This is a genomic window from Paraburkholderia sp. BR13439 (genome assembly GCF_040948805.1).
GTDB classification, from domain to species: Bacteria; Pseudomonadota; Gammaproteobacteria; order Burkholderiales; family Burkholderiaceae; genus Paraburkholderia; species Paraburkholderia youngii.
Genome location: NZ_JBFPKN010000036.1, coordinates 1 through 24,377 on the forward strand (window position 1 = coordinate 1; position 24,377 = coordinate 24,377).

The following is a 24,377-nucleotide window of genomic DNA, read 5'->3' on the forward strand; positions in this document are numbered from 1 at the left end:
CTTCCGCCGACTCGCACGAGACTACGAGCGATTGCCCGAAACTCTGGCTGGCTTGCACTTCGTCGTCTTCTCCGTGCTTATGCTTGTTCACTTTGCAACCCTTAGCAAAAGTGCCTAACACCCTCTAGCTCGATGTTGGTTATGAATCTTCGCCCTGCCGCTTCGTCGCCCAGTTCAAATATAATCATTGCGCCGTAGCCGACGCGTGCGTCAACTAACTCGTCGACAAGCTCACGTTCGTATCCTGACGACAGTGATGGATATGAGACACCTGCGACCTTCGGGTGGGCGTTAAGGAACTCCGCAACCGCGACGGCATTTTCGCAATGCCGCTGCATGCGAAGATGAAGGGTTTCGAGTCCTTGTATCAGCTGAAAGCTGGCGAGAGGACTGATCGCGGCGCCGGTGTCACGAAGCCAAGTCATCCGGGATTTAAGCAAATAGGGACTCGCGCCAAGATCGCCAAGTTTCAGAACCGCTTCTTTCCAGAGGACGTCGCCATGCGCTTCATCTCCGTCGTTGAACAACGGAAAGCGGCCTGCGTCGTCAAACGCGAAGCTTCCGTTATCGACAATCAGTCCGCCAAGTGTCGTTCCGTGGCCGCATAGATACTTTGTCGCGGAATACGTGGAGATATCCGCACCCAGAGCTTTCGGACGGCAAATCAAACGGGTTGTCGTGTTATCTACAATAACAGGAATCCCGCGCCGCTCACCGATTTCCACCAGCGCCGGAACAGGCAACGGGACAAGGCACGGATTGGAAAACGTCTCTCCAAACATAGCAATCGTCCTGTCGTCCAACATCCGCTCGAACGATGTTACGTCTCTTGGATCCGCAGATCGTGCCTCGATACCCAACCGTTTGAATGTATTGAAGAGCAGATTCCACGTATTGCCATATAGATACTTCGATGCGACAACGTTATCGCCTGGCGTTCCGCTGCACAGGTTAGCGATAGCGAGAAAGGTTGCGGACTGCCCTGAGGCTACCGCCAGGGCGTCGCTCGCACCCTCTACTGCAGCGAATCGCTTCTCGAGGATGCGCGTTGTCGGGTTGATGATCCTGCTATACGTGAACCCATCTTCTCGGACGTTGTAGATGTCGGCAATTTTTTCAAGATCGCCGTCAAGTTCATAGGCGGTAGATTGATAAATCGGTACAGACTCCGCTTTGGTGACGGGGTCATGACGATAGCCAGCGTGTAGAAGTGACGTCTCGCGGTTCATTTCGGCGTTGGCATTGCTTCTTGACATGTCAAATGGCCTTTTTCCATAAGTCGGTTATACGGCGGGCCCGGGTGGCTTCCGGATTCATCGGAATGAAGCTGAAAAAAGTCTTCAAATGCAATTCCCAGCAGGCGGATCCACATCGGATCAATACATCCCATGCACCCGATCCTGAAACTGCGCGTCGGAAGATCCAGCTTGGTATAGATGTAAAGGTTGTACTCCACGAGATGGGCGTACAGCGCGTCGAGATCTTCTTGCGTACGAACGACATCGCGTGCCGTCAGCGCAAGGCATACCGGCGATCGTTCCCGCGGGTCCGGCGTATGGCCCAGTTGCGCGGATGATAGCGTCACGGACAGAGGCGTATCGCTCTCCACGGCGAACCACCCGTTCAATAGCCAGTTCTTCCAGGGCCTTTGCGCACGCCTGAACAACATGTGTCGGTGGCGTGGAACGCCACTCGCCAGTCTGTTCGAAGTTACGCCATTGGTCCCGAACGTCCAACACGAACGAGTTGGTCTCTGAGGTCTTGCTATCGAGCGTTTCCAGCGAGGCAACAACAAAAGACACTCCCGGCGGACCCTCGATGCACTTGTTACTCGAGGTCACAAGGACGTCAAACGGAACTTCCCTGGCACTGATTTCCACAGCACCGAAAGAACTCATTGCGTCGATAATGGTTCTTACACCATGACGCGTTGCCAACTCTACCATTGGCCGGAGCGGATTGACGACTCCCGTGGTCGTTTCACAGTGCACAAAACAAAGATGTGTGATCCCCGGATCCTCTTCCAGGTACGCAGCGACTTTTGTCATGGGGAAGGACTGATCACTCGGGGCAACGATGCTGACGGCATTAATGCCTCGGATCTGCAGCATTTTGAGGATCCGCTCGCCGTAGTTTCCATTAATGCATACGAGAGGCCCGTCTGATGTCCCAACGAACGAAGCCAATGCCGCCTCTACGCCGTAAGACCCGCCGCCCTGTATGGGTACCGCCGAGTATCCCCCACGAGCGTCCAGCAAATCTACAATCAGGCCTCTTACTCGCTCCGTTATTTTCTTGAAACTCACGTCACGGGAACCCATGTCAAACTGCATCTCAGCCTTTACTTCGGCGTCCAACGCCAATGGCCCCGGTGTAAATAAAAATCGGTGCCGTGCGGTCATAGGTCCACACTCCATAGTCGAAAACAGTTGTTTAAGGACGCGAAAGCGCCGCTCATGCTCCACCTGACACCCGTCGCGCACAGATATCAGAGATCAAAGTAATTGGTTACCGATGCGGCCGAGCCCATCGCATTGGACTTCACGTCAATTGACGGACTGGAAATCTTGCGCAGGCCCGCTTCGAGTGATCTGCATTCCTCCGCAGCTGATAATGACCATGCCACAGCGAACCACCGCACCGATATGAGTTCTTCTTATGCATACCTAATAACCTTTAATACTGCCGTCGTTCCACTGAGGAACCTGATATGACCACGGCGCGAACTGGTTTGCGCCGTCGTCATACAAGGCACGTGGCACGTGGACAATTTGTGAATCGTCCATGACAGCATCCGCGACGAGACCCGAACGCCGTCGTTGTATATCAGTATCGAATATCCGTTGCTGGCACCCTTCCTCGAACCGCTATGCTCGTATTGAAGTACACGCAACTTGGCGCTAGACCTGTGCGGCACAACGACGGTATGCGACAGATTTTCCCCGCCGTCTGTCATCAGGCATATGTGCAACCGACAACACTTCAAATGCAGCTCGGGGGCCTTCTGTTGATCGTGGTCAACGACACGCCCTCTGTTGCTGCGGCAAACTAAACCCGTATTGTCACGTGGCAGCGTGATGGACCAACCCTACATCTCGCAGTTGCTCGCTCGAGCCGTACGCGACAATTTATCAAGATGTTCAGCAGCTCTAGGGGATGCATGGCCCGAGGCCGCCACTGGTAGTCAGTTCCCCATCTCTGATCTTCATGAATCGCGACACACAGTTAGTACAGGCACAGCGCTCTTCCCCGTGAGATATCTCAGGCAGAGTGACGGTCCTTGTCGCGATCGTTTTGATAGCAGCACATCGACGAACGATGCGCATAACGCTGGGAGATGAGAAATCAGCGAGTGATCCGCGGCGAGGTTCGCCGTTTCCTACGTCAACTAGGCGTGGAGAATATGTGTTAGGAGAATTTTCATGCGTCTTACCGTCCAGCTCGACATGTTTAATACTACCCGTCCGATGGCATTCGCAATCCTCTGGCTCGACACAGAAAAGCGGCAATGGTCGCGCGAGGCTCATTCCGGACTGGACTTACCCGAATGGGGCTCGTTGCATGTGGATTGCGGCAACACGTTAGTGTGCGGGCCCAGCGAAAACACACTCGCGTATGTTCTCGAAGGATTGAATCTCGACTGTCGTTACAGACTTTTCGAAGGCGACTCCGGATATGCGCTGCGGTATACAGAAGGACGTTGGGCTCCATCAAACGGCCACTGGCATATTCAGTGTATAGATAACCAACGGGGACAGCCTGAACATGAACTGTTCACCACCGCCAAGGATTCCTGACACCATCTGCGTTAAACAAATGAAGCAATCGAACGACAGCAGCACCTGCTCAGGAATCTGACCACTGTGATCGGCATACATCTCGAATGGAGGTTGAGCCCTCCATAAGTTTGCGGCTTGACCGATCGATGCTCCATGATCAACGATCACCACCCGTCAGCTTGCCGTACCAGTTGAACGTCTCGCATTTGCGACAGATCTTTTTTTACTTCCCATGCCGCTGCACCGTGACGACTCCCGGTGCGTACGCCAGCTTCTCGTTGATGTCTTTCCAAATATTCGCCCATCCGCAACTGCACCGGCCGGCGTCGATAGCCCCGTCTGTCGGACTTACCCCTTCGCCGTTGAGCTGCTCGTTGCGCCCGGCCAAATTGCTCACGCAGGAGGACAGGGGCCCCTTTCCCTAACTTGATACACCGAGCTTTGTCGCTAATTCGCGCGTTGTCGAATAGCCCGTCTCGCATCGGCATCTTGCAATCCAATTGCCTATCCTCACGCCGCGGCAACCTTCGGCGCTCGAGCAATATGTCGCCAGCCCGCGCGCAATGGACGTCAGGGTCACGGCCCCCTACAACCGACGTTGCGAATAACGCGAGACCCCACGCGTTTCACGCTTGCCAAGACAGATTGCGGATCATAGTGCAGCGAAGAAGATGCGCATCAATCTCAGACAGAGATAATTTGTCGCTCCACGCCTCGTGGTTGCGCTTTCGACAACGCAGATGCGGTGGGATGGGCCGCGTTCGTTGATCCTGTAGCGTCGTAGCTCGGGAAGAAACAAAGGCTCGATTATCTCAATCGTCCGACTGATGCCGCTGGCGCTCAATGACCGACCAGCCTACGCATGTCGAGCTCTATTCGACGCAGACAGGCTCCGACGCGCGAACGGCTACCCAAAGCGCATCATATTGCGCCAACTGCGGGACCTAACCGCATCAATGCCTTAATTCATTGGATGACTCATATCGGCCAGGAACCCGCCTCGCACACCTCGTTGCCCACGGTGATTGGGCTACGGGAGATCTCAAATCTGGCCCTTCACTGGTCCGCTTCCATGTGCTAGCGGCATTTCACCTTGGCCAGCAGCCGCCAATCTTTGCCATGCAGAAAGCAGCGACGAAGGGTGTTGCACCAGTCCGCGAGGAATCCGCCTAATGGTAGCGCCGTTAAAGAGATGGTCCGAATCGCTGCTTGGAACGAATATCAGGGGATATGCAACCTGACCACTGTCGGGAATCGGGTCATTGTTCCCCGCGCGTTCTATTTCGGAACTAATGACCGCCCAACGAACGGGTGGGCGACTGGCAAGGACAGCCGGGACACAGAAAAAAAAGTGACCCATCGGAGTCGTCTATACTCTGACGGGTCGTCTAAAGTCCCCACAGTAGGTCGAGCGAGACGGTTCGACCCGCTGCAACCCAAGTGTACGAGACAAACGCACGGCAACCCTTGATCAAGGTCAGACCTTTCTTACATCAGGTAAGTAGCCAACATGGTCATCAATTGCTGGCAGCATAGGCTACGCGATGGAACGAATTCAGCGAGGGCGCCCCGCGCAAATTGCCAACCGGCGCTGACGCCGTTGAAAGATTTCGTCTCTGACTATTATCCGGGCGGTTTGAAGGATACGGAAAAGGATTTTTACTTAGAGTTGCCTCCTGTCATGAGCCACTTTTGTCATAGCGTCAAAGTGCCAGCCAATCTTTAGCAAGCCTGGCATTCGACGAAGAACGTCATTGGCACGGTTGCGCGGGGATGTGCGCTACCGCCCTCCTCAACCGCAAATTGAATATTTTCATCGCAACCGCTCGATTCATGAATACAAATTCAGCGTAACCCACGACCCACAGCGTTGAGCAATATTCACCCCTTGCCGTGATAGATATGAACGACGGCCTCAATAGAATGGGCTGGAGAATCATTGCAGCGTGAGAGGCGCCGCACCGCACCGGGCAAAGGGGCGCCGGTTCGACGGCCTTCCGGTTCTGTCACTTGGCCACGAAGACATCGACAAGCGGGGAGCTTGCTCCTCGTGCGCGAATGCCATTGTCATGCGCTGTGTCTGACAAGGGATACCTTCGAGGCTCAAATGCATGGTCACGTGATCAAGAAAGGTTGACATGCATTAAGGCGAAAGACAGACGTCGTGAATAGTATGAAAGGACAATATCCGACGAGCGCACGCATGCACCCGGCCCGTTCGCCTCTTTTGCCGACGCGACGGCTTCGATGCGCACCAACTGGCGAGCGATCCGCAAACGTCGGTCGACCCCAATCCCAGCCATGAGTGGATACTTCGATACACGTTGCTTGCCTCGATTTCACATGTTAATTTTTCTGCAATATCGTGAGCATGACAAATTACGACCTACCGAAAGATATAGCAAACCGTCTGGTTGATCCGCAGTCGTATACAAACCTCGACGGGCTCCATGAGATATACGCGTGGGCGCGTGCAAACAACCCAGTTGGACGAGCAATGGCGGACGCGCATGACCCATTCTGGGTGGTAACAAAACACGCCGACGTCTCAATGATTTCCCGGAACAATGCCCTGTTTCGCAACGGCGATTATTCCGTCGTCTGCCGTCCGCAAGCATCTATCGCGCATGTTATAGGGGCCACCGGTAGTCCAAACATCGTCCGTTCGCTCGTCCACGTCGACGGCGACGAACACAAGAGTTTGCGCGCACTGACACAGTCGTGGTTTATGCCGAACAGTGTCGTTAAGCTTGAGGCTCGCATCCGATCATTGGCACATTTGATGATCGGGGAACTTCTGCAAAAGAGCGGCTCGGTAATTGACTTTGCGAACGATTTCGCTTCGCACTATCCGCTGAACGTGATCATGGATATTCTCGGAGTTCCGCAGGAAGAATCTCCCCGTATGTTGAGACTCACACAGGAGATGTTTGGAAGCGAGGATGCCGAATACAAGCGCGAGATCGGTCGCCAGGGCGACGCCGGAAGTGCGATCGGCAAGGCGCTGCTGTCAGTTGTAGCAGACTTCAAGGGTTACTTTGATCGCCTGAGCGAAGATCGCCGGAAAAAACCGCGTAACGACATCGCCACCTTGCTCGCCAACGCGGTTGTCGATGGACAGCCTATTGATGAGGCAACCCGACTCGGCTACTACGTGATTATCGCCGCCGCCGGGCATGACACTGTCTCGTCTTCCATATCGGTTGCGATGTGGGCATTGTGTCAATTCCCCCATTTGCTGCCGCGGCTTAAGGCTGACCCGTCGCTCATTCCGCAATTCATCGACGAGAGCCTCCGCTACGCATCGCCAGTGCGTCATTTCATGCGTACGGCGGCAGCCGACACGAATTTGCGAGGCAGGACTATCCGCAAGGGCGATTGGCTGATGCTCTGCTACGGGTCGGCCAATCGCGATGAGGAAGTTTTCCCCGACCCTTTCGTATTCGATATCGACCGAAGGTCGAATCGGCACATTGCGTTTGGGGCAGGTGCTCACGTATGTCTTGGTCAGCATCTCGCAAACATGGAGATGCGCATCCTGTTCGAGGAACTGATCCCGAAGTTGCAGTTCGTCGAACCGGTGGGAGATGTCGAATTCACGACGTCTAATTTCGTAAGTGGGCCAAAGCACCTCGCAATACGTTGCGTGTTGCAATGATCGCATCTATGTAAAATTTGCACGCCACAAAATGACCTTGATCGGGACCGTGCTTTCGTCTACAAACTCACACATGTAACATGTGACTGCCAAACATTTCCCCGGTTGCAGCCCCCAGTTACTATCTTCCCGCCTCGACAATTGAGGCTTCGGCCAGCCAGGCCCGGCATGATTCTCGCCCCCAGTCGCAGTTTCTGGTCCGGGGGGTGTTGTCACCGGGCCTGGTGGGTGGCTGGTGATCGCTAATAGGGACTCGGCTGGGATATTCCAAGGCCGTCCGTAACGTGGATGCCGAGATTTGCCACCGTTGTCGCAGGCCCACTCGTTCGATCTACACAAACTTCGATGCAAGAATTCCAACAACATGACGTCGTCGAGTCTTCATCGGTGTCGACGTCGGTAAAGGCCAGCATCACGCCGTGGCACTAGCTCGGAATGGCAAGCGCCTGTAGATCAAGGCGCTCTCCAACGACGAGGCCAAACTGCGCGCCCTCATCGCCGAATTCAAGACCCATGGCCGTCTTCTCTTCGTTGTCGATCAGCCCGCCACCATCGGCGCATTGCCGCTGGCCGTCGCACGCGATGAAGGCGTTCTGCTTGCCGATCTGCCCGGACTGGCGATGCGCCGCATTGCCGACCTGCACGCCGGTGAGGCCAAGACAGACGCCCGCGACGCCGCAATCATCGCCGAGGCCGCCGGTTCGATGCCGCATACGCTGCGCTCGCTTCGGTTAGCTGATGAACCGCTCGCCGAGCTGACCATGCTGTGCGGCTTCGACGACGATCTCGCCGCTCAAATTACCCAAACCAGTAACGGGATTCGCGGCCTGCTCACCCAGATCCATCCCGCACTTGAGCGCGTTCTCGGACCGCGCCTCGACCATCCCGCCGTGCTCGATCTACTCGAGCGCTACCCGTCTCCAGCCGCGCTTGCAGCAACCAGCGAGAAGACGCTTGCCAACCGCCTGACCAAGCTCGCGCCACGCATGGGCAAGGGATTGGCGGCCGAAATCGTTCAAGCGCTGGGCGAACAGGCCGTGACTGTGCCCGGCACGCAAGCCTCCACCATCGTCATGCCGCGCCTGGCTCAGCAGCTCGCCGCCTTACGCAAGCAGCGCGACGAAATCGCCGCCGAAGTGGAGCGGCTGGTGCTTGCTCACCCTCTTTGGCCGGTCCTGACCAGCATGCCGGGAGTCGGCGTCAGGACCGCCGCCAGACTCCTCACCGAGGTCGCGCACAAAGCCTTCGCTTCGGCAGGTCACCTGGCGGCCTACGCTGGCCTCGCACCAGTTACCCGGCGCTCAGGCTCATCAATCCGTGGCGAGCATCCGTCCAGGCGCGGCAACAAGGTACTCAAGCGCGCCTTGTTCCTCTCCGCCTTCGCGGCCTTACGAGACCCCGTTTCGCGAGCGTATTACACACGCAAGGTCCAGCAGGGCAAGCGACATAACCAGGCACTCATCGCGCTGGCACGACGACGCTGCGATGTCCTGTTCGCCATGCTGCGCGATGGCACCTTTTACGAACCCAAGTCAGCCCCTAACCCTTGACGAATTACATAGAGCGTGTTAGGAACTTTGAAGTACTGACACGGCGTGGACAAGCATGAGCATTGCGAAGACGACGAAATGAAGCCCAGCGAGAGTTTCGGGGAGCCGTTCATAGTCACGTGCGAGACGCCGGAAACGGTTGAGCCAGCCAAAGCTGCGCTCGACCACCCACCGGCGGGGGAGCAGAACGAAACCCTTTTTCGTTTCTTCGAGTTTGATCACCTGAAGGTCAATGCCCTCGTCGAACGCAGCCTGCGCTGGCTCTTTGCCCGTGTATCCCTGATCGGCAAATGCCACCTTGACCGTTCGTCCCGTTACCTGCTGGACCTGCCGCGCAAGCTCCGCTACCTGTGCGCGCTCCTGTTCATTGGCTGGGGTCACGTGCACCGCCAGCAACTGTCCCAACGTGTCTACTGCAATCTGTACCTTACTACCGCGCTTGCGCTTATAACCGTCATAACCCGCACGCGGGCCGCTCTCGCAGGTCGACTGTATCGTGCGGCCATCGAGGATGACCGCGCTGGGCTGTCCCCGACGGCCCTGTGCCACGCCTATCACCGAGCGCAGGTCACTCACCATGCTCTCAAAGCAGCCAGCCTGCAACCAGCGTTGAGTCTGCTGATACACCAACTCCCACGGCGGGAAATCATTGGGCAGCATCCTCCACGGCGCGCCGGCACGAGCCATCCAGCGCAATGCATCAAACATCTCGCGCAGTTCGTATTTGCGCTGGGGCGCGTCAACGTCCATCAGCGTCAGATACGGCGCCGCGAAACTCCATTCCTCATCCGACACATCAGTCGGATACCCTTTGCGGTCGGTTGTTTTCATCCCGCCAGGATACCAGGTCTCAATCGAAGTTCCTAACACGCTCTAGGGGCACCCCCCCGCATTCGTCGTCTTATCGAGCTTGCAGCCGGAGTGGCAACGACAATAGTTGCGCTGGCCGCTCCACACGGCGCACGTCATCATGTCGTGGCTTCATTTATCTTAGGGCGCCGTGCCGACGGCACCGGCCTTCGGTTACTGTCACGTCGCGACGGCAGTGCACTTTGAGTGCAGTGAATGCTATGCCTTCGACCACCTCTTGAGTCTGTATTGAGAAAGTCATTTGTGACGCGAATGCGTCTTATCCAAACAATTGATTTTTGCGATTTCACAAAATGGCGGATAGTGATGACGCTGCTGCGGCACAGTCACCGTGTTAGGGCGCCCTCAATAGACACTTTGCACGATCTTGTGGGGTGCAATGCCCATCGCCACGGATATCGATTGGCACCCGAGGTACTACATTGGCGTCCTTCTTAAGTCACGTAACTGCATGATACCCATGAAGAAGCCGGCCATTTTGACAAGCAGCTTTTCGACCCGAGATCTCCGACTTCGATCGGCTCATCGGAGCAAACAATGAATGCTGTCGATATCCACCAGATGGTCCAGTTCGCCGTCCAATCGTTCAAACTGCTTGCGATTTTTGCCACGTTATGTGCAGCTCTTGAGATCGCCTTTCCGGCTTATCGATACAGCGTTGCATCGTACCTTCGCGGCGCAAGGAACTGGACGATTCGGATTGGATGCGGCGCGCTAATCTGGCACTTGTACGCTGTGGGCTTGCAATGGTTAGGCGTCAAGCCGCTCCTGACGGTCAATCTTTCAACAGTGTTTCACTCTGACAACGCAGTTATCAAGACGGCTTTCGCCATCCTTTCAGGCGTTTTGGTCGCAATTGCCGGTGACTTCTTTTACTACTGGATGCACCGAGCACAGCACACCGTGCCATTCCTGTGGCGCTTGCACGCTACACATCACTCGATCCGCGAACTGACAGCGTGGAATTGCAATCATCACATTTCCGAGCCGGTTATCTATGCCTTGTTTGTAGCATTACCGCTCGCGCTGATCCACTTCGAGTCTGGCGTGGTGCCGGCTGCTGCCATGACACTCATTACCTTTCAGGCGCACCTCTCACACTCCAGCACGCGCATCAACCTTGGGCCTCTGCGATATATCATCGGAGACGGTCAGTTTCACCGAATTCATCACTCAACTCAGCCCCATCACCGGCACCGGAACTATGGGTTCTTTACGACCATCTGGGACACGATCTTCAGCACGGCATACTGGCCGAAACGGGACGAATGGCCTGAAGTGGGCCTTCGCAATCAGCCCGAGCCCCTCACCGTGCGCGACTACTTTATGTTTCCGTTTGAACAAACTCGCTGGTCCAAAGCCAACTCTGGCAGCATAACGCAGGAGAGTTGACGAGGATTGGGCGGGGCATTCGCTTGAATTGAGCGGCACTGGTAGACAAAACATTTGCCAATACAACGTCGCCTGAAACCATCGACAGTCAAGGCGAATCGCGGGTCGTCGAACTATAGCGGTAACGCTGAGATCGGTATCACTTGGCCGTCTCGTGCGGCCTAACGGCGCAAGATTTTATGCTCGTGTTCAAGGACGTTCGGTGTACATGCGCTCTCTCGGCAGTGCTATGGAGATACCTGACATGAGCACCTACAGACGAGATGAACCCGCCCCAGTCTAAGAGTACGTCGCCCCACGCACGGCTTCTCTCTCGATCGGAAGGTTGCCTAAGCCGCTGACCTTCACCGATGCCGACCAACCCCACCACCTGACAGGAGATCAGAAGACCATGCCTCGAATCTTGATCCGCGCGACCCGTGCTGCCACTGCCACCGCCGCGCTGATGCTTTGGACTGCCAGTGCGCAGGCCCAGACGTGGTCTGCTACTTCCCCCGAAACCTCATCCTGCTCTGCGGAAAACCTCTTCGCTTCTCGGATCTACGGTAGGTACACGATCAACAACGACGTGTGGTCACCCTGCAGTAATGTCACCGCGGGTCCCCAGACAATATGGGCTAACAGCAAGCTCGGGGGTGACAGCGAGCCCGACTGGGGCGTTACTTCAGATCAACCCAACACCAGTGGCATCAAGTCCTATCCGCACATCGGATACCAAGTCAACAAGACCATCGGCTCACTGAACTCGCTTTCCGCCATCGTCTCGGCTACTACGCCTTCTGGCGGGGCTTGGGAATCAACGTTTGATATCTGGGCCGGTGGTAAGGCGCATGAAATCATGATATGGCTGAACTACACCGGAACTGCGGAAGGTTGCGGGAATGTCAAGCCAATCTCCTACAACTGGACGCAAGCCGGATGCGCAATTCCACTTTATCGAAATGTATCGCTGTCCAACGGAAGTTGGAACGTATACGTGGGCACCAACCGCAGCAACATCGTCTACACGTTCGTCCGCACGACGACGACTGACAACGCCGCGATCGATGTGCTGGCGTTTATGAAATTTCTGCGCTCGCTCAACTATTTTGATGATGATCTTGAAATCGGTGACCTGCAGTACGGGTTCGAAATCACCTCTTCGCGTGGCAACCTGAGCTTTGCCTCCAAGAAGTTCACGGTGACTGCCGAGTGATCCCTTTCATCGCGTTGGGCAGGGAGACGTCCAGGATGTCTGTCCAGACTACATTAGGAAGAAAGAACTGTCGCCTCCCGTCCACGAGTGGGCCCCTTAAATGCTCCGCCCAGATCACGAAAGACCAGCCGAAGAAAATGCGCCGCATGAGCGTACCCGTGATCGGTTGCTCAGGGAGAAGGAGCATCTGCGCGCGGGCGTGGTGTACCTAAAAAACAATCTCGCCCCCCTCTTCAGGCGAAGAGGCAGGCGGCGCAAGAGAAAAACGCAAATAGTGCTGCAACTGCGGCAGCATCACCGGCTACCCGCGCTGCTCAAGGCGGCGGAGCTGGCGCGCAGTACGTTCTACTATCAGTCGAAAGTGCTTGACGGTGTCATTTAGGAATTTGAATCAGATTGACATTGATCAGAAATCAATACTCGCAGCAATAAAAACGCCGATACTCGCAAAGGTTCCATCAACTTTCCTTATGCACACTTAAACAATATCGAGTGATATCGCGCGTACGAATGCCGTTATCATCTCCCCGATAGCAGAGGGATGCGCAGACGAGCTGGATCGTTCTCATGTTGGCCTTTTGGCGACATGCACGAAAGGTCACACACTCTATTGCCATTGAGCTGAACAACGACCTTGCGATTGCTGTTCCTGCACCGGCGACCAGTCAGCTATTTTCCGTTGGAATAGTCGATGTAAAGGATGCAGACACGCGTTACTGAAGGTAGTTATGGCCAAACGGTGGCCTAGTTTTGCTGGCCGCAATGAGCCCGACGAGGCTTCGCTGTCGACATCCCCGTTATGCAACAAGATGCGAAAACCAAATGATGCTACCGCTGCCAGCGGCAGTCATCGGTGAGCAGTACATGCGGCCAAGCTACGGGTGGGAATATTGGAGCGATGGACGTCTGAGGACGTCGGCCTTGGTGTACAGTCGACCCGCCGGCGCAAGCGAGCAGCAGCAGATTGAGGTCGCCGGGCACAACCGCAACGTCCGAGCTGGTCGATCAGCTCGACGCATTCTCGAAAATAGTGGCACCACTGCCGGATCGCGATGTTCGCCGATGCCTAGTCCACCGTACCGCCGCATCCTGCGCCTGATCTTTGCCTACGACGGCGACGCGCTATCGCTCGCCTCAAAGCATCTGGTCGAAATGACCCTGCCACCCTCGCATGAGCTGTGCAGCTCCGAAGGCAAGGCGGGGTTCTGGTTCGAATTGCGCGACCCCCACGGCCGGCCGTTATACCGCCGGATCCAGCATGATCCAATGCCGCGGTATCGCGAAGCGCATGCGCCCGGCGCGACCCCAACGCACGTTACAGCTCTGCGGCGCGGCGTTTTCGAAATTCTCGTGCCGGCCTATTGGGAAGCGGCGACACTGGTTCTGTTGGCGACAGAGCACCCGCCAGTCGCACCATTCGGCACGATCCGCGCCGAACGAGCGCGCAGCGGTGGCCCGCGGGTTGGCACGGGTGCGGCGCGCGAAATCGCCCGATTCAGTTTGGATGACATCCTGAAATGACTACCGCAGATGGCGCCGTCATCGGCGTCAGCAAGATCATCGACCACGGTCCTGATGTATCGCGTTGGAATCTTGTGATCCTTGGCGACGGCTACCAGAGGGCCGAACTGGCGACCTATGCGACCGACGCGCGGAACTTCGCAAACGCTGTCGCCGGTACCGCGCCGTTCAACGAGATGTGGTCGGCCGTCAACGTACACCGCGTCGAGGTTTCCTCGACCGACAGCGGCGCTGACGACCCCGCGGGCGTGTGCAACGGTACCGGCGCGACGGCGCGCACCTATTTCGACGCGACGTTTTGCGAAGGTGGGCAAATACGGCGGCTGCTCAGCGTCGACGCCGCTACAGCGTTGAACGTCGCGCGCACGCAGGTGCCACAGACGAACATGACGGTAGTGATCGTCAACAGCACCATCTACGGCGGTTCCGGCGGGCCGGTCGCGGTGTTTTCGAAAGCAGACGGCGCAGAGCAAATTGGTATCCACGAAATGGGGCACACGGCATTCGGCCTCGCCGACGAATATTCGACGTACGCCGGTTGTTCAAGCGGTGAAACTGGCCACGACACCTATACGGGAACCGAGCCGGCACAACCCAACATAACCGCCAACACCGACCGCGCGACGATCAAATGGGGGGCACTGATCGCTGCGGCCACTGCGCTACCGACCACCGTCAACGCTAATTGTACGCAATGCGATACCCAAGCATCGCCTGCCCCGGCCGCTACGGTTGGTGCATTCACAGGCGCAGGGTATTTCCATTGCGGATTGTATCGTCCACAATACAACTGCCAAATGCGTACGCTCGGGAAACCGTTCTGCGCGGTCTGCCTAGAAGTCATCAGGAACACGCTTAAGCCATTCCTGCCGCTACCGCCTGTCACGAGCCACTTCACCCCAACTTCTGGCAACCCCGGTGGCGCGAACGTTGATGGAACCACAGCGGATTCATCGGCCTGACTGCGGTCCGCGCGCGGCGTCGGTAGTAGCGACTTCGTTATCGAGTCCGGCCCGCGGATCAGCACGCTTAGCCTTTCGGGCGCAGGCAGCAAAGCGGGCGCGATTGCGGCCTAGTTCAGCTACATCATAGCGAGACTGCCGTCGATCATGAACGTCAGCCCCAACACCGGTTGGAGCGCGGCCGGCAATGCTGACCATCAGAGGAATCGGCGTCACTCATGCGAGTGACGCCAGCTTTGGCAGCAATCCCACGCTATGGCCTCGACTCGGTCGCGCAGGCAACCTCGACAGGCCCCGGACGGTCGATAAGCATCGTCGCTACAAATACTACGCCATCGGGCACGTCAGTGGCCAATAGAGCGGCATCTTCGCCTATTGTTGATCGAGCTAAAATTCACCCAGTCTGGACCGCCACTTCGCCAGCAATGGTTACGTGCATAAGGCGCTGGTCGTCCGTCGATCCGATGCGATCAGGGAATCACCAGGTCGGATGCGAGCATTCGTAAGCGGCTAGCCAAGCCGCCTTGACGGATTAGAGCGTGTTAGGAACTTTGAAGTACTGACACGGCGTGGACAAGCATGAGCATTGCGAAGACGACGAAATGAAGCCCAGCGAGAGTTTCGGGGAGCCGTTCATAGTCACGTGGAGACGCCGGAAACGGTTGAGCCAGCCAAAGCTGCGCTCGACCACCCACCGGCGGGGGAGCAGAACGAAACCCTTTTTCGTTTCTTCGAGTTTGATCACCTGAAGGTCAATGCCCTCATCGAACGCAGCCTGCGCTGGCTCTTTGCCCGTGTATCCCTGATCGGCAAATGCCACCTTGACCGTTCGTCCCGTTACCTGCTGGACCTGCCGCGCAAGCTCCGCTACCTGTGCGCGCTCCTGTTCATTGGCTGGGGTCACGTGCACCGCCAGCAACTGTCCCAACGTGTCTACTGCAATCTGTACCTTACTACCGCGCTTGCGCTTATAACCGTCATAACCCGCACGCGGGCCGCTCTCGCAGGTCGACTGTATCGTGCGGCCATCGAGGATGACCGCGCTGGGCTGTCCCCGACGGCCCTGTGCCACGCCTATCACCGAGCGCAGGTCACTCACCATGCTCTCAAAGCAGCCAGCCTGCAACCAGCGTTGAGTCTGCTGATACACCAACTCCCACGGCGGGAAATCATTGGGCAGCATCCTCCACGGCGCGCCGGCACGAGCCATCCAGCGCAATGCATCAAACATCTCGCGCAGTTCGTATTTGCGCTGGGGCGCGTCAACGTCCATCAGCGTCAGATACGGCGCCGCGAAACTCCATTCCTCATCCGACACATCAGTCGGATACCCTTTGCGGCCCGTTGTTTTCATCCCGCCAGGATACCAGGTCTCAATCGAAGTTCCTAACACGCTCTAACTAGTGGCTGGTGGCGGTCGGTCGCCAGCGATGCGGTAGTAATGCCGCGATATCGCTGGCCTTGTGGGTCGGCAGTCACGTGAGGACATCTTTCAGATAGGCGTGCGGTTCGTGCCCATTGAGTTGTGGTGAGCGCAACAGGCCCATGATGGCGGCAGCGCGTTGGCCTGCTCGCAGCGAGCCGGCGAACAACCAGTTACGCCGATAGCAAGTTCGCGATCATTCTGCCCATATCGGGCAAGAAGTTGAAGTCCATTACCGTTGACATCCCCTGTATGGGCGTCGCGTCAAGGTACGAGACGTCGAAGAGCGAAGCGGCGGTCGCGTGGTGGACGTTGAGGCCAGCCCAGGCGTAGTGAGGGTCGTGTCGGCGTGGATGCTGGATGCGCATCTCAGCCTGACGCACGTTCTTCATGTCGAATGGAACCGGCACGAATGCCGGCGCCCGGAGTCCCATTTGCCGGAAGTAATACAGCGTCGGACGCGCAGGTTGACGTTCATCAAGGCGTATGTGATTGCGCCTGCCACAATAGAAAAAAGCGTAGGCCAATTGCAACCAGAAAATTCCATGTGGACCATGAAGTACTATATAAGACCTTAGCTTGGTGCGTTTTCGCGTTTGTGCACGACTGGCACCGCGTAGCGCTTCCCAGCGCGCGCAAACACAATGAGGTTCTCTTGTCGGCTTCGACCATATACCGAACATGCCGCCATGGACGGCATCATTGGCCACCGGCTGGTAGACCTGACGTTCGAGCGCCGCTGATGACTTGTTACATCTGCCCGCAACGAACGAAGGCTTGGTGCCCTATCCCTTCGCGCTACTGACTGGTGTACCTAAGCCGAAAATGCACAACACGCTGCCTGCCTAGGAAGCAGCTCATCTGCGCTTCCGCACCTACACGACGCACGTCTACGACCGGCTAATGTCAGACCATCATTGCGATGCGTGGCTCCTCGCGATCGCGACGCCGCATCGGAAGACTTTCTGCCCATTGCACGAGGACAAGGGTTATGACAATGCTACACGCCGAGCGTTACCACGACATCTCATGCGGTCACCGCCTAGTGGGCCATGAAGGCAAGTGCAAGAACCTGCATGGGCACAACTACCGCGTTCATTTTGATTGCGAAGCTTCCTCACTCGACGATCTCGGGCGCGTCATCGACTTCGGGGCGATCAAGACACTGCTTTGCAATTGGGTCGAGGATCACTGGGATCACCGCATGTTGCTGTGGATCGAAGATCCGTTCTATGTCGGCTTGCGCGACCTCGATCCGTCGGTGGTCGGCGTGCCCTTCAATCCGACCGCTGAAAACTTGGCGCAGTGGCTGGTAACCGAGCTCGGCCCTGATATCTTGCAGGGAACCAGCGTCCGGTTGGTCGAAGTGCGAATCGAGGAGACGCGCAAATGCACTGTGACGTACCGGCGCTAACTGTGCCGCCCGTTGACATCTATCCCGTCAACGAGATTTTTGAATCGTTGCAGGGCGAAGCCAGCTTCACCGGCACACCGTCGGTGTTCATCCGCCTGCAGGGGTGTCCAGTCGGTTGTCCGTGGTGCGACACCAAGCATACGTGGAAAATGGTCCCGGAGCGCGCGATCAGCGTGGGCGCGATGCGTCTGAAAGAAGCGTCACCGTGCGACAGCTATGCGTGGTACGGCGTACAGACGCTAGCCGATATAGTGCGGGCGTCAGATGCTGAGCACGTGGTCATCACGGGCGGCGAACCGTGCATCTACGATCTGCGCCCGCTGATCACGAAGCTCGAAGCGTGGCATCACCGGGTCCAGGTCGAAACCTCCGGCACTTACATACCGCTCGTGACGCCAAGCACTTTCGTCACCGTCAGCCCCAAGTACGCCATGCCCGGTGGCCGCACGGTGCTAGATGAAGCACTGTGGCGAGCCAACGAGCTCAAATGCGCGATCGGCAAGCAGCGCGACGTTGGCATGGTGCTCGAGAAACTTGACCCGCTCCACCAAGCGCGAGACATACCGATCTGGTTACAGCCGCTGAGCCTGTCGTCTCGCGCCACGGATATCTGCATTCGGGCCGCGCAACGCTACGGCTGGCGCGTATCGTTGCAGATGCATAAACTCATCAACATCAGATAGCATCTCCATCTTGGTCTGGCAACGCGAGGTGAAAGTCCTCCCAGTTGATCAAGAAAAATAGAGGGCGTCATCAGTTGCGTAGAGCTAGCCGGAACCTCGTCGGGGCATTCCGCCATGTCCGGGCATCGCGAACGCGCCCGTGTGGAATGGCATGAGTCATGGCGGAACTTTGAGCTGAAGTGCGCTTACACGCGTACCGCGTCGAGGTAGGTGTCGACGTGCATCGGCAACGCGTCGAGCAGGCCGCCCAAAAGTGCGCGTGCGAACGGTTCGCGCGCTGTCGGGCCACTGCATGCCTTACTCGCGCGGCGGGCAGTATGCGGTGAAATGACAAGCGCAAAGGCCAGCGACAAGCTCGCTTCCGCGATCATGTTCAGCCGAGCAACGGCAAGCGATTCTGAACGCGTCAGCCGGCACAGAAGACTATGGATGATGTTCGTGCGGCACTCCGCCAATAAGTTCAGATCACCGGTCGCTACACTCGCGCCCGCTTTAAGGACGTCCAAGGCGCTAGCGATTCGCGAAGCAGTACGAAAACCAGCGTCTGGCTGGTTGAGCTTGTGCCTTACGAGGGTTGGACATCATGCTCGACGTTTGGAACTAGCGTTGCATTGCCACCTCTTGAACAGCGGCGCGCGGGATCTTGCGTAACGCTCTCGGGGGCGGCCGCGTTCTGCGCAGTCTGGCGCCGCCGCATTGGCCGACGGCTCGCACCGTCCCAGCAGACTCCAGCAGGAAACAACCCCATTAGGCCAGATTTAAGCACCTTGAGCTTGAACAGGCGTCCCCTAGCTGCTTCACAGTGCGGCATTGTCTCGAGGCGCCAACGGTATCTCGCCCCCCGATTGACACATGTTAAGCGCGCTTTTGACGGATACGGCTATATTAAATGCACCGTCGTGGCAAACGTTCGCCCAAGACCGAGCTTGTGTGAAAACATGCCGATCACCTAAACTGGATTGACTCATTCAGCATGGGTGACCGGATGAAGCGATTCATAGAAGGTGAAGATCGCAAGCAGGTGACGCTACTTCCAGAGTGCCTCGATGACTTCGTTGGAGAGGACAACCCGGTCAGGATAATCGAGGCTTTTGTTGAAGAGCTCGAGCTTGGATCGCTGGGTTTCGATGGAGCAACGCCGTCGACTACAGGCCGCCCGTCCTATCATCCAGCAGTTCTTTTGAAGATCTATATCTACGGCTACCTGAACCGGGTTCAGTCGAGCCGCCGTCTTGAGCGTGAATGTCAACGTAACGTTGAGTTGATGTGGCTCACGGGTCGCTTGGCGCCCGACTTCAAGACCATAGCTGACTTCCGTCGCGACAACGGCACTGGCATTCGCAACGTGTGCCGCCGTTTCGTGATGCTGTGCCGCGAGCTGAAGCTGTTCTCGCAAGCACTGGTTGCCATCGACGGCAGCAAGTTCAAGGCAGTCAATACACGCGATCGCAACTTCACCGAAGGCAAGGTTGAGAAGCGACAGAAGCAGATCGAGGAGAGCATCCAGCGTTATCTGAATGCGCTGGAGACCGCAGATCGCACGCAACCCGCAGAACTGGAAGCAAAGACAATCAGGCTGAAAGACAAGATCGAGCGTTTGCGCGAACAGATGCGAAACCTCAAGCAGATCAAGGAGCAACTCAAGACACAGCCTGATGGCCAACTGTCGATGACCGATCCTGACGCACGCTCCATGGCGACGAGCGGCAAGGGTTCGGGAGTGGTGGGCTACAACGTACAAGTGGCCGTAGATGCCAAGCACCATCTCATTGTTGCTCACGAGGTCACCAATTCTGGCAGCGACAGGGCGCAGCTTAGTCCCATAGCTCAAGCTCCACGCGACACGATGGGCAGAACCAGACTACGGGCAGTCGCTGATCGCGCACTACTACAATGCTCCCCAGATCAAGGCATGCGCCGATGCCGGCATCGCAGTAATGCTGCCGAAGCCCACAACATCAAGCGCCAAAGCCCGTGGTCGATTTGACCGGGCCGACTTTATCTACATTGCGCGGGACGACGAATACCAATGTCCCGCTGGCGAGCGTGCGATTTACCGATTCACTGGAGAAGAGCATGGCATGCAATTGCGTCGCTACTGGAGCAGTTCCTGTCCTCAATGCTCGATGAAATCCCGTTGTACCCCGAGTCAATATAGAAGAATTAGTCGGTGGGAGCATGAATCGGTACTGGAAGCAGTCCAACGTCGGCTCGACAAGACCCCGGAGGCGATGACAATACGCCGACGGACAGTTGAACATGTCTTCGGTACTTTCAAGCATTGGATGGGTTACACGCACTTCCTGACACGCAGATTGCCAAACGTGGGTACTGAGATGAGCTTAAATGTACTTGCCTACAATCTGATGCGAGTTCTGAGAATCCTGGGATTCAGGAAGACAATGAACGCTATGCGGCTGGCGGGTGCATAAACCCGGTAACGTAAAGCAAAGTGTGAACGGCCGCGGCCAAAGCATCAGAGCTTTCTAATAATTCGTTGCTGTCGGATCGATTGCAGAAACAGTAAACCGCGCCGATCGGTGTGACGCCGCTGCGTCGAAGTTGCCGCCGTCTAGGTGTTTCCACACAACCTGGACCCATAGGCGTCTGCCGCGTCTTCACATCTAAGAATCCGCCATGACAGTACAACCCATTACATCGCTCAATCTGTGCGCTGCAACTCTCACGCTCGCCCTGCAAATGCAGGCGAGCTACCACGAAACCCTGAAACGAAATTGCGATCTGGGGTTACAGCGTATTAGGCGCGACATTGCAGCAGTGCAAGCCATTTGCGATGTTGCTGTGGCTGCGCGTGACTGCACCGAACTAGCAGCGTCATATCTGATCATGTCACGCGACTATGTAGCAACCACCAGGGATCTTTGGCAGCAAGGGCTGTGGAGTCTGGCCCCCGACACCAAAACGACCTGACTCGTCGGCGCGGACCATTCACGTCAGGGCGCTCTGTCGAGTGGCCGTGCATATAACGCATCCGGAGTGCTCACAATCATTCAGCAATTCAGTCTTCGCCCTTGAGCCGCCCTCTTTACGGTGCAAACTAGCCGTCGACGCGTCGCATGTGAAACGCACCGACCACGTCGCCACGAGTTGGCTCATGAAGAGGAGGCGCGGCGCCCACTCCGTTGCGTGTGCGCAGCCGAGAGTCCAAACTCGTGTGTAGTGATTGCGCGTTGCGGGCGTTTGCCGAACTTGACGCAGTAGATGTTCTGGCAAATGGCGCCGACATAACTCCGCACTGGATCCACACGAAGATGGCACGCGAGAATTAGGACAAGGAGGACAAGGTACTACGCACGAATCTCGACTCCTCGTCAATATAACCGAGCGTTCTTGCGGACGCAATCCCGTTAATTGCTAGTTTTATTTGTAGCTACAGGTTTGGTGCTCTTCGACGCCTCCGCGCCGACCTCAAGGTTACTTTTTGCGACTTCAACTTCTTGCCGACCAGTACTCCGTAGGCTTTCGCATAGAGAATCGGCAGCCGAAATCGCGGAATTCAAAGCGCTCGTGACTGGAACATTCTTGGCGACGTCCTCCACCATCGTCTGCACCTGACGGCGGCAGCCGCTACCTTGCACCTGCACAATTCGTGCGAACTCGGCCTGTGTTACCAACACGATGTCGACCGCCTGACGGCTATACGTCAGCACCCTTTCGGTCATCCGCTCAGCGAAGTTGTCTTGAAGCGCGAGCCAGTCCCGGTGCGCCTTCGACGATAGCGACTTTTGCACCAGTTCGAACATATCGACAAGCGTCGTGCAGGTCCATTGATTGTTCAATGCAGCCAGTTCCCCGACGCTCTCCACTGTCTTGTCGCCGAGATCAAAGAGGTAACCTAGCGTTACGTTTTGGATTGCGGCAATCTGTTCCCGGTTCAGCATGATGAAGCTCCAGTGTGCGCGATCCGGACACGAAGGCGGCGCCTCCACGATCTTGCGACAGAGATCGCATAGTGGGTCAAAAACGCGCGCCGGATGTGGTGCGCGTCAGAATGCTCCCGGTCCGGCAACCCGTTGCTCCGGCGAGATCGGCTCAGTTGCCTACAGAATATCAGGCTCTTCTCGATTGATTTTCATCTGCTTGAATGTGTCTTGACCGCCATCAAGGACTGAATCTGCGGTAGAGACTTCTCGGCGCCCACATTCGTCGGTACAGACGACGAAGCAATCGTCGATGGGGACAACTCAAGCACGTCGCTTTCGATGCTCCGCCGGCTCGTGCCGACACTCATATACCGACGGCGCGCCTGAACTCGCGCGTGGCGTCTTTCGCGCGCGCGCTGGCGTCCGGTGCGTCGGGGAGAGCAATGCACCACGCCGCGATAGCTTTGTCGGCGAGTGGCTCCCACTTGCTCACCCAAGCCGTCAGCACCGCGCGGTTCTTTTGCTCCTCGAGCGCCATGCGAACGAGTTCGGCGGCCCAACGCCGATGGCGCTGGGCGTCGATCAACTGCGCATCGGTGATGAGGCCGAGCAGCGTATCGCCGTTGTGCCGCGCAGCCACTCCGAGGCTTCGCAAAACGGTTTCTTCCACCGCCGGGCGCGCGACGAGGTTCAGCGCGGCGAAGCTCTCCGCCCAGTCCCATGCTGTGAGTGCGTGCTCGACGAGATTGCGCCAGCCCTGCCATGCAGGATCGTCCTCCCAGTAGTGTCGCTCGTCAGTGCCGAAGCCGAGGTCGCCGAACGTCTGCGACAGCTCTTTGGTGCGATACGCCGTGTGAGTGAGCCAGCGCAGCGTGTCCGCTGTCTGGTAAGCGGCGCAGTTTGAGATCGTGGAAGCGGGCGCCATCTGGGTCAGATACGCCGAGCCCATTTGCAGTGCATGGAACAGGAAGCGGGCGGGCGTGTAGTGGCGCGCGAGCGTACCCGCCCAAGTGTGTGCGAGCATGCTGTCGTGACCGCGTGCGGAGAACTGGTCTAGCAGCCCGAAGACATACGTTTCCTGCCCGTCCTGGAGCATGTTGTAGGTGCGGTAGACGAGCTCGTCAGGATCGCGGAACGCATTCCAGTCGGGCCGAGTCAGCGGGGATGCATTGCGGTTTCGCTTGAACCATTGCGCCATTTCGAAGTTCGGATCGAGCTCGAACGGCGCATCGGGATTGTCGGTCGTGTAGTGCAGATTGGTCGTGACGATCTCGTACTCGCTTGGCTTGCGCCGCCGGGCCGCCAGATGGCTCCATGTTTTCAGTGGCTTGAGGACTTCTGGTTGCGTCATGATTGTCTCCAGTTAAGAAAAGGTCTGCAGAGGTCGTTTTCGCAGCGGTGACTCCACACTCATCGCAGTCTGAACGGCCACGACATTCTTGTGTGGAGATTTCCCAGCAGAGTCACCCATCAGGTGCCGTGCCGGTGAAACACATGACCGCACCGGCCAGATCTTCAGCGTTTCGCAAAGCTCTGCGCAACATCCATAAATCGCTCAGAGCAGACCGCGTCGTCTGGACAGCATTTTTTCACCAAACCCATATATCGGGCCCTCGCATAGCCGAACTGTCGCTTGATGATGGGAAAGGGATGCTTAACCTTGGCACGGGTCTCTGCCTTGAGCCGGTCGATGTGATCGTGTATAGCGTCCAGATGATCGCTCTGGTCCAGTGCACGATGCCGCCGTCGAGACCCCGGAACTCGCGATACAGCGCCTCTTCCATTGCAGGGTCCGACAGAGCGAACCCGTGCTGCATAAACCGAATTTGCGGCATCGTCGCGATCGGGAAAAGTGGTCGTCCGTTTTTGCCTGGCGGATAAATGCGGCTCGATCAGCACAAATCAGCTCCGACCAAGGCACAACACGCCGCATCGCCTCGAGAAGATTCGGATTTCCACGTGGTTGAAAGATCCAGAGAACTGCGACAATACACTTCTACCCAATTAATTCGCGATGCTTCCAAGATAGCTGAACGGGCGTCAATG

The 24,377-nt window shown here is 56.9% G+C and carries 17 protein-coding genes and 7 pseudogenes; 13 read left to right on the plus strand and 11 right to left on the minus strand.

Annotated features, from left to right (window positions below):
* Positions 1 to 118, plus strand: a pseudogene (locus tag AB3X96_RS38370) (IS5/IS1182 family transposase); the annotation flags it as partial.
* Here AB3X96_RS38370 and AB3X96_RS38375 read toward each other — a convergent pair.
* The 3 genes and pseudogenes from AB3X96_RS38375 to AB3X96_RS38385 form a co-directional block, all read right to left on the minus strand.
* Positions 102 to 1,256 (minus strand): O-acetylhomoserine aminocarboxypropyltransferase/cysteine synthase family protein, encoded by a 1,155-nt coding sequence (locus AB3X96_RS38375; protein WP_368593852.1) that lies wholly within the window; start codon positions 1,254 to 1,256, stop codon positions 102 to 104. The pseudogene AB3X96_RS38370 and the gene AB3X96_RS38375 overlap by 17 nt on opposite strands.
* Entirely contained in the window at positions 1,226 to 1,609 is a 384-nt protein-coding gene (locus AB3X96_RS38380) for a hypothetical protein (protein ID WP_368593880.1), read from the minus strand. Before AB3X96_RS38380 ends, AB3X96_RS38375 begins: the two co-directional genes overlap by 31 nt.
* Before the next feature lie 88 nt (positions 1,610 to 1,697).
* A pseudogene (locus AB3X96_RS38385) lies at positions 1,698 to 2,417 on the minus strand (aminotransferase class V-fold PLP-dependent enzyme); the annotation flags it as partial.
* Positions 2,418 to 3,422: 1,005 nt separating this feature from the next.
* On the opposite strand from AB3X96_RS38385, the gene AB3X96_RS38390 reads away from it, so the two are divergent.
* The 3 genes and pseudogenes from AB3X96_RS38390 (at position 3,423) to AB3X96_RS38400 (ending at position 8,987) form a co-directional block, all read left to right on the plus strand.
* Positions 3,423 to 3,797, plus strand: coding sequence for a DUF3564 family protein (locus AB3X96_RS38390; protein ID WP_368593853.1), 375 nt, complete (start codon positions 3,423 to 3,425; stop codon positions 3,795 to 3,797).
* Positions 3,798 to 6,144: 2,347 nt separating this feature from the next.
* Entirely contained in the window at positions 6,145 to 7,437 is a 1,293-nt protein-coding gene (locus tag AB3X96_RS38395) for a cytochrome P450 (protein ID WP_368593854.1), read from the plus strand.
* A 345-nt stretch (positions 7,438 to 7,782) separates the two neighbouring features.
* Positions 7,783 to 8,987 (plus strand): annotated as a pseudogene (locus tag AB3X96_RS38400) (IS110 family transposase).
* 18 nt (positions 8,988 to 9,005) lie between these two features.
* Here AB3X96_RS38400 and AB3X96_RS38405 read toward each other — a convergent pair.
* A complete protein-coding gene (locus AB3X96_RS38405) occupies positions 9,006 to 9,818 on the minus strand; it encodes an IS5 family transposase (RefSeq protein WP_368593855.1) in 813 nt (270 codons plus the stop codon).
* 576 nt (positions 9,819 to 10,394) lie between these two features.
* On the opposite strand from AB3X96_RS38405, the gene AB3X96_RS38410 reads away from it, so the two are divergent.
* The 5 genes from AB3X96_RS38410 (at position 10,395) to AB3X96_RS38430 (ending at position 14,927) form a co-directional block, all read left to right on the plus strand.
* On the plus strand, positions 10,395 to 11,249 hold the full coding sequence (locus tag AB3X96_RS38410) for a sterol desaturase family protein (RefSeq protein ID WP_368593856.1): 855 nt from the start codon (positions 10,395 to 10,397) through the stop codon (positions 11,247 to 11,249).
* Between the two features lie 325 nt (positions 11,250 to 11,574).
* A complete protein-coding gene (locus tag AB3X96_RS38415; protein ID WP_368593857.1) occupies positions 11,575 to 12,444 on the plus strand; it encodes a glycosyl hydrolase in 870 nt (289 codons plus the stop codon).
* A 100-nt stretch (positions 12,445 to 12,544) separates the two neighbouring features.
* Positions 12,545 to 12,826 (plus strand): hypothetical protein, encoded by a 282-nt coding sequence (locus tag AB3X96_RS38420; RefSeq protein WP_368593881.1) that lies wholly within the window; start codon positions 12,545 to 12,547, stop codon positions 12,824 to 12,826.
* A 440-nt stretch (positions 12,827 to 13,266) separates the two neighbouring features.
* Complete coding sequence (locus tag AB3X96_RS38425; protein ID WP_246392492.1) at positions 13,267 to 13,965, plus strand: hypothetical protein; 699 nt, start codon at positions 13,267 to 13,269, stop codon at positions 13,963 to 13,965.
* The gene (locus tag AB3X96_RS38430; RefSeq protein ID WP_368593858.1) at positions 13,962 to 14,927 is read left to right on the plus strand and encodes a M64 family metallopeptidase; all 966 of its coding nucleotides are present in this window, start codon (positions 13,962 to 13,964) and stop codon (positions 14,925 to 14,927) included. The genes AB3X96_RS38425 and AB3X96_RS38430 overlap by 4 nt, the downstream gene beginning before the upstream one ends.
* 542 nt (positions 14,928 to 15,469) lie before the next feature.
* On the opposite strand, the pseudogene AB3X96_RS38435 reads toward AB3X96_RS38430, so the two are convergent.
* The 3 genes and pseudogenes from AB3X96_RS38435 to AB3X96_RS38445 all read right to left on the minus strand — a co-directional run bounded on the left by AB3X96_RS38435 (position 15,470) and on the right by AB3X96_RS38445 (position 16,883).
* A pseudogene (locus tag AB3X96_RS38435) lies at positions 15,470 to 16,281 on the minus strand (IS5 family transposase).
* Positions 16,282 to 16,327: 46 nt separating this feature from the next.
* A pseudogene (locus AB3X96_RS38440) lies at positions 16,328 to 16,531 on the minus strand (transposase domain-containing protein); the annotation flags it as partial.
* Positions 16,524 to 16,883 carry a hypothetical protein gene (locus tag AB3X96_RS38445; RefSeq protein ID WP_368593859.1) on the minus strand — a complete coding sequence of 120 codons (360 nt, stop codon included), beginning with the start codon at positions 16,881 to 16,883 and terminating at the stop codon, positions 16,524 to 16,526. The gene AB3X96_RS38445 and the pseudogene AB3X96_RS38440, both read right to left, overlap by 8 nt.
* Before the next feature lie 464 nt (positions 16,884 to 17,347).
* Between AB3X96_RS38445 and AB3X96_RS38450 the strand changes: the two genes are divergently transcribed.
* Entirely contained in the window at positions 17,348 to 17,764 is a 417-nt protein-coding gene (locus AB3X96_RS38450) for a 6-pyruvoyl tetrahydropterin synthase family protein (RefSeq protein ID WP_368593860.1), read from the plus strand.
* On the plus strand, positions 17,740 to 18,447 hold the full coding sequence (gene queE, locus AB3X96_RS38455) for a 7-carboxy-7-deazaguanine synthase QueE (protein ID WP_368593861.1): 708 nt from the start codon (positions 17,740 to 17,742) through the stop codon (positions 18,445 to 18,447). The genes AB3X96_RS38450 and queE overlap by 25 nt, the downstream gene beginning before the upstream one ends.
* Positions 18,448 to 18,632: 185 nt before the next feature.
* Here queE and AB3X96_RS38460 read toward each other — a convergent pair whose 3' ends face one another.
* Positions 18,633 to 18,818, minus strand: a complete 186-nt coding sequence (locus tag AB3X96_RS38460) for a hypothetical protein (RefSeq protein ID WP_368593862.1) — start codon at positions 18,816 to 18,818, stop codon at positions 18,633 to 18,635.
* Between the two features lie 614 nt (positions 18,819 to 19,432).
* On the opposite strand from AB3X96_RS38460, the pseudogene AB3X96_RS38465 reads away from it, so the two are divergent.
* Together AB3X96_RS38465 and AB3X96_RS38470 are read left to right on the plus strand one after the other, a co-directional pair.
* Positions 19,433 to 20,879 (plus strand): annotated as a pseudogene (locus AB3X96_RS38465) (IS1182 family transposase).
* 205 nt (positions 20,880 to 21,084) lie between these two features.
* On the plus strand, positions 21,085 to 21,378 hold the full coding sequence (locus AB3X96_RS38470; protein ID WP_368593863.1) for a hypothetical protein: 294 nt from the start codon (positions 21,085 to 21,087) through the stop codon (positions 21,376 to 21,378).
* Positions 21,379 to 21,815: 437 nt separating this feature from the next.
* On the opposite strand, the gene phaP is transcribed toward AB3X96_RS38470, so the two are convergent.
* From phaP to AB3X96_RS38485, 3 genes and pseudogenes are all read right to left on the minus strand, one after another.
* Entirely contained in the window at positions 21,816 to 22,349 is a 534-nt protein-coding gene (gene phaP / locus AB3X96_RS38475; RefSeq protein WP_368593864.1) for a TIGR01841 family phasin, read from the minus strand.
* 346 nt (positions 22,350 to 22,695) lie between these two features.
* Positions 22,696 to 23,682, minus strand: a complete 987-nt coding sequence (locus tag AB3X96_RS38480) for an aromatic/alkene monooxygenase hydroxylase subunit beta (RefSeq protein ID WP_368593865.1) — start codon at positions 23,680 to 23,682, stop codon at positions 22,696 to 22,698.
* Positions 23,683 to 23,794: 112 nt separating this feature from the next.
* Positions 23,795 to 24,325: pseudogene (locus AB3X96_RS38485) on the minus strand (hypothetical protein).
* Between the last annotated feature and the right edge of the window lie 52 nt (positions 24,326 to 24,377).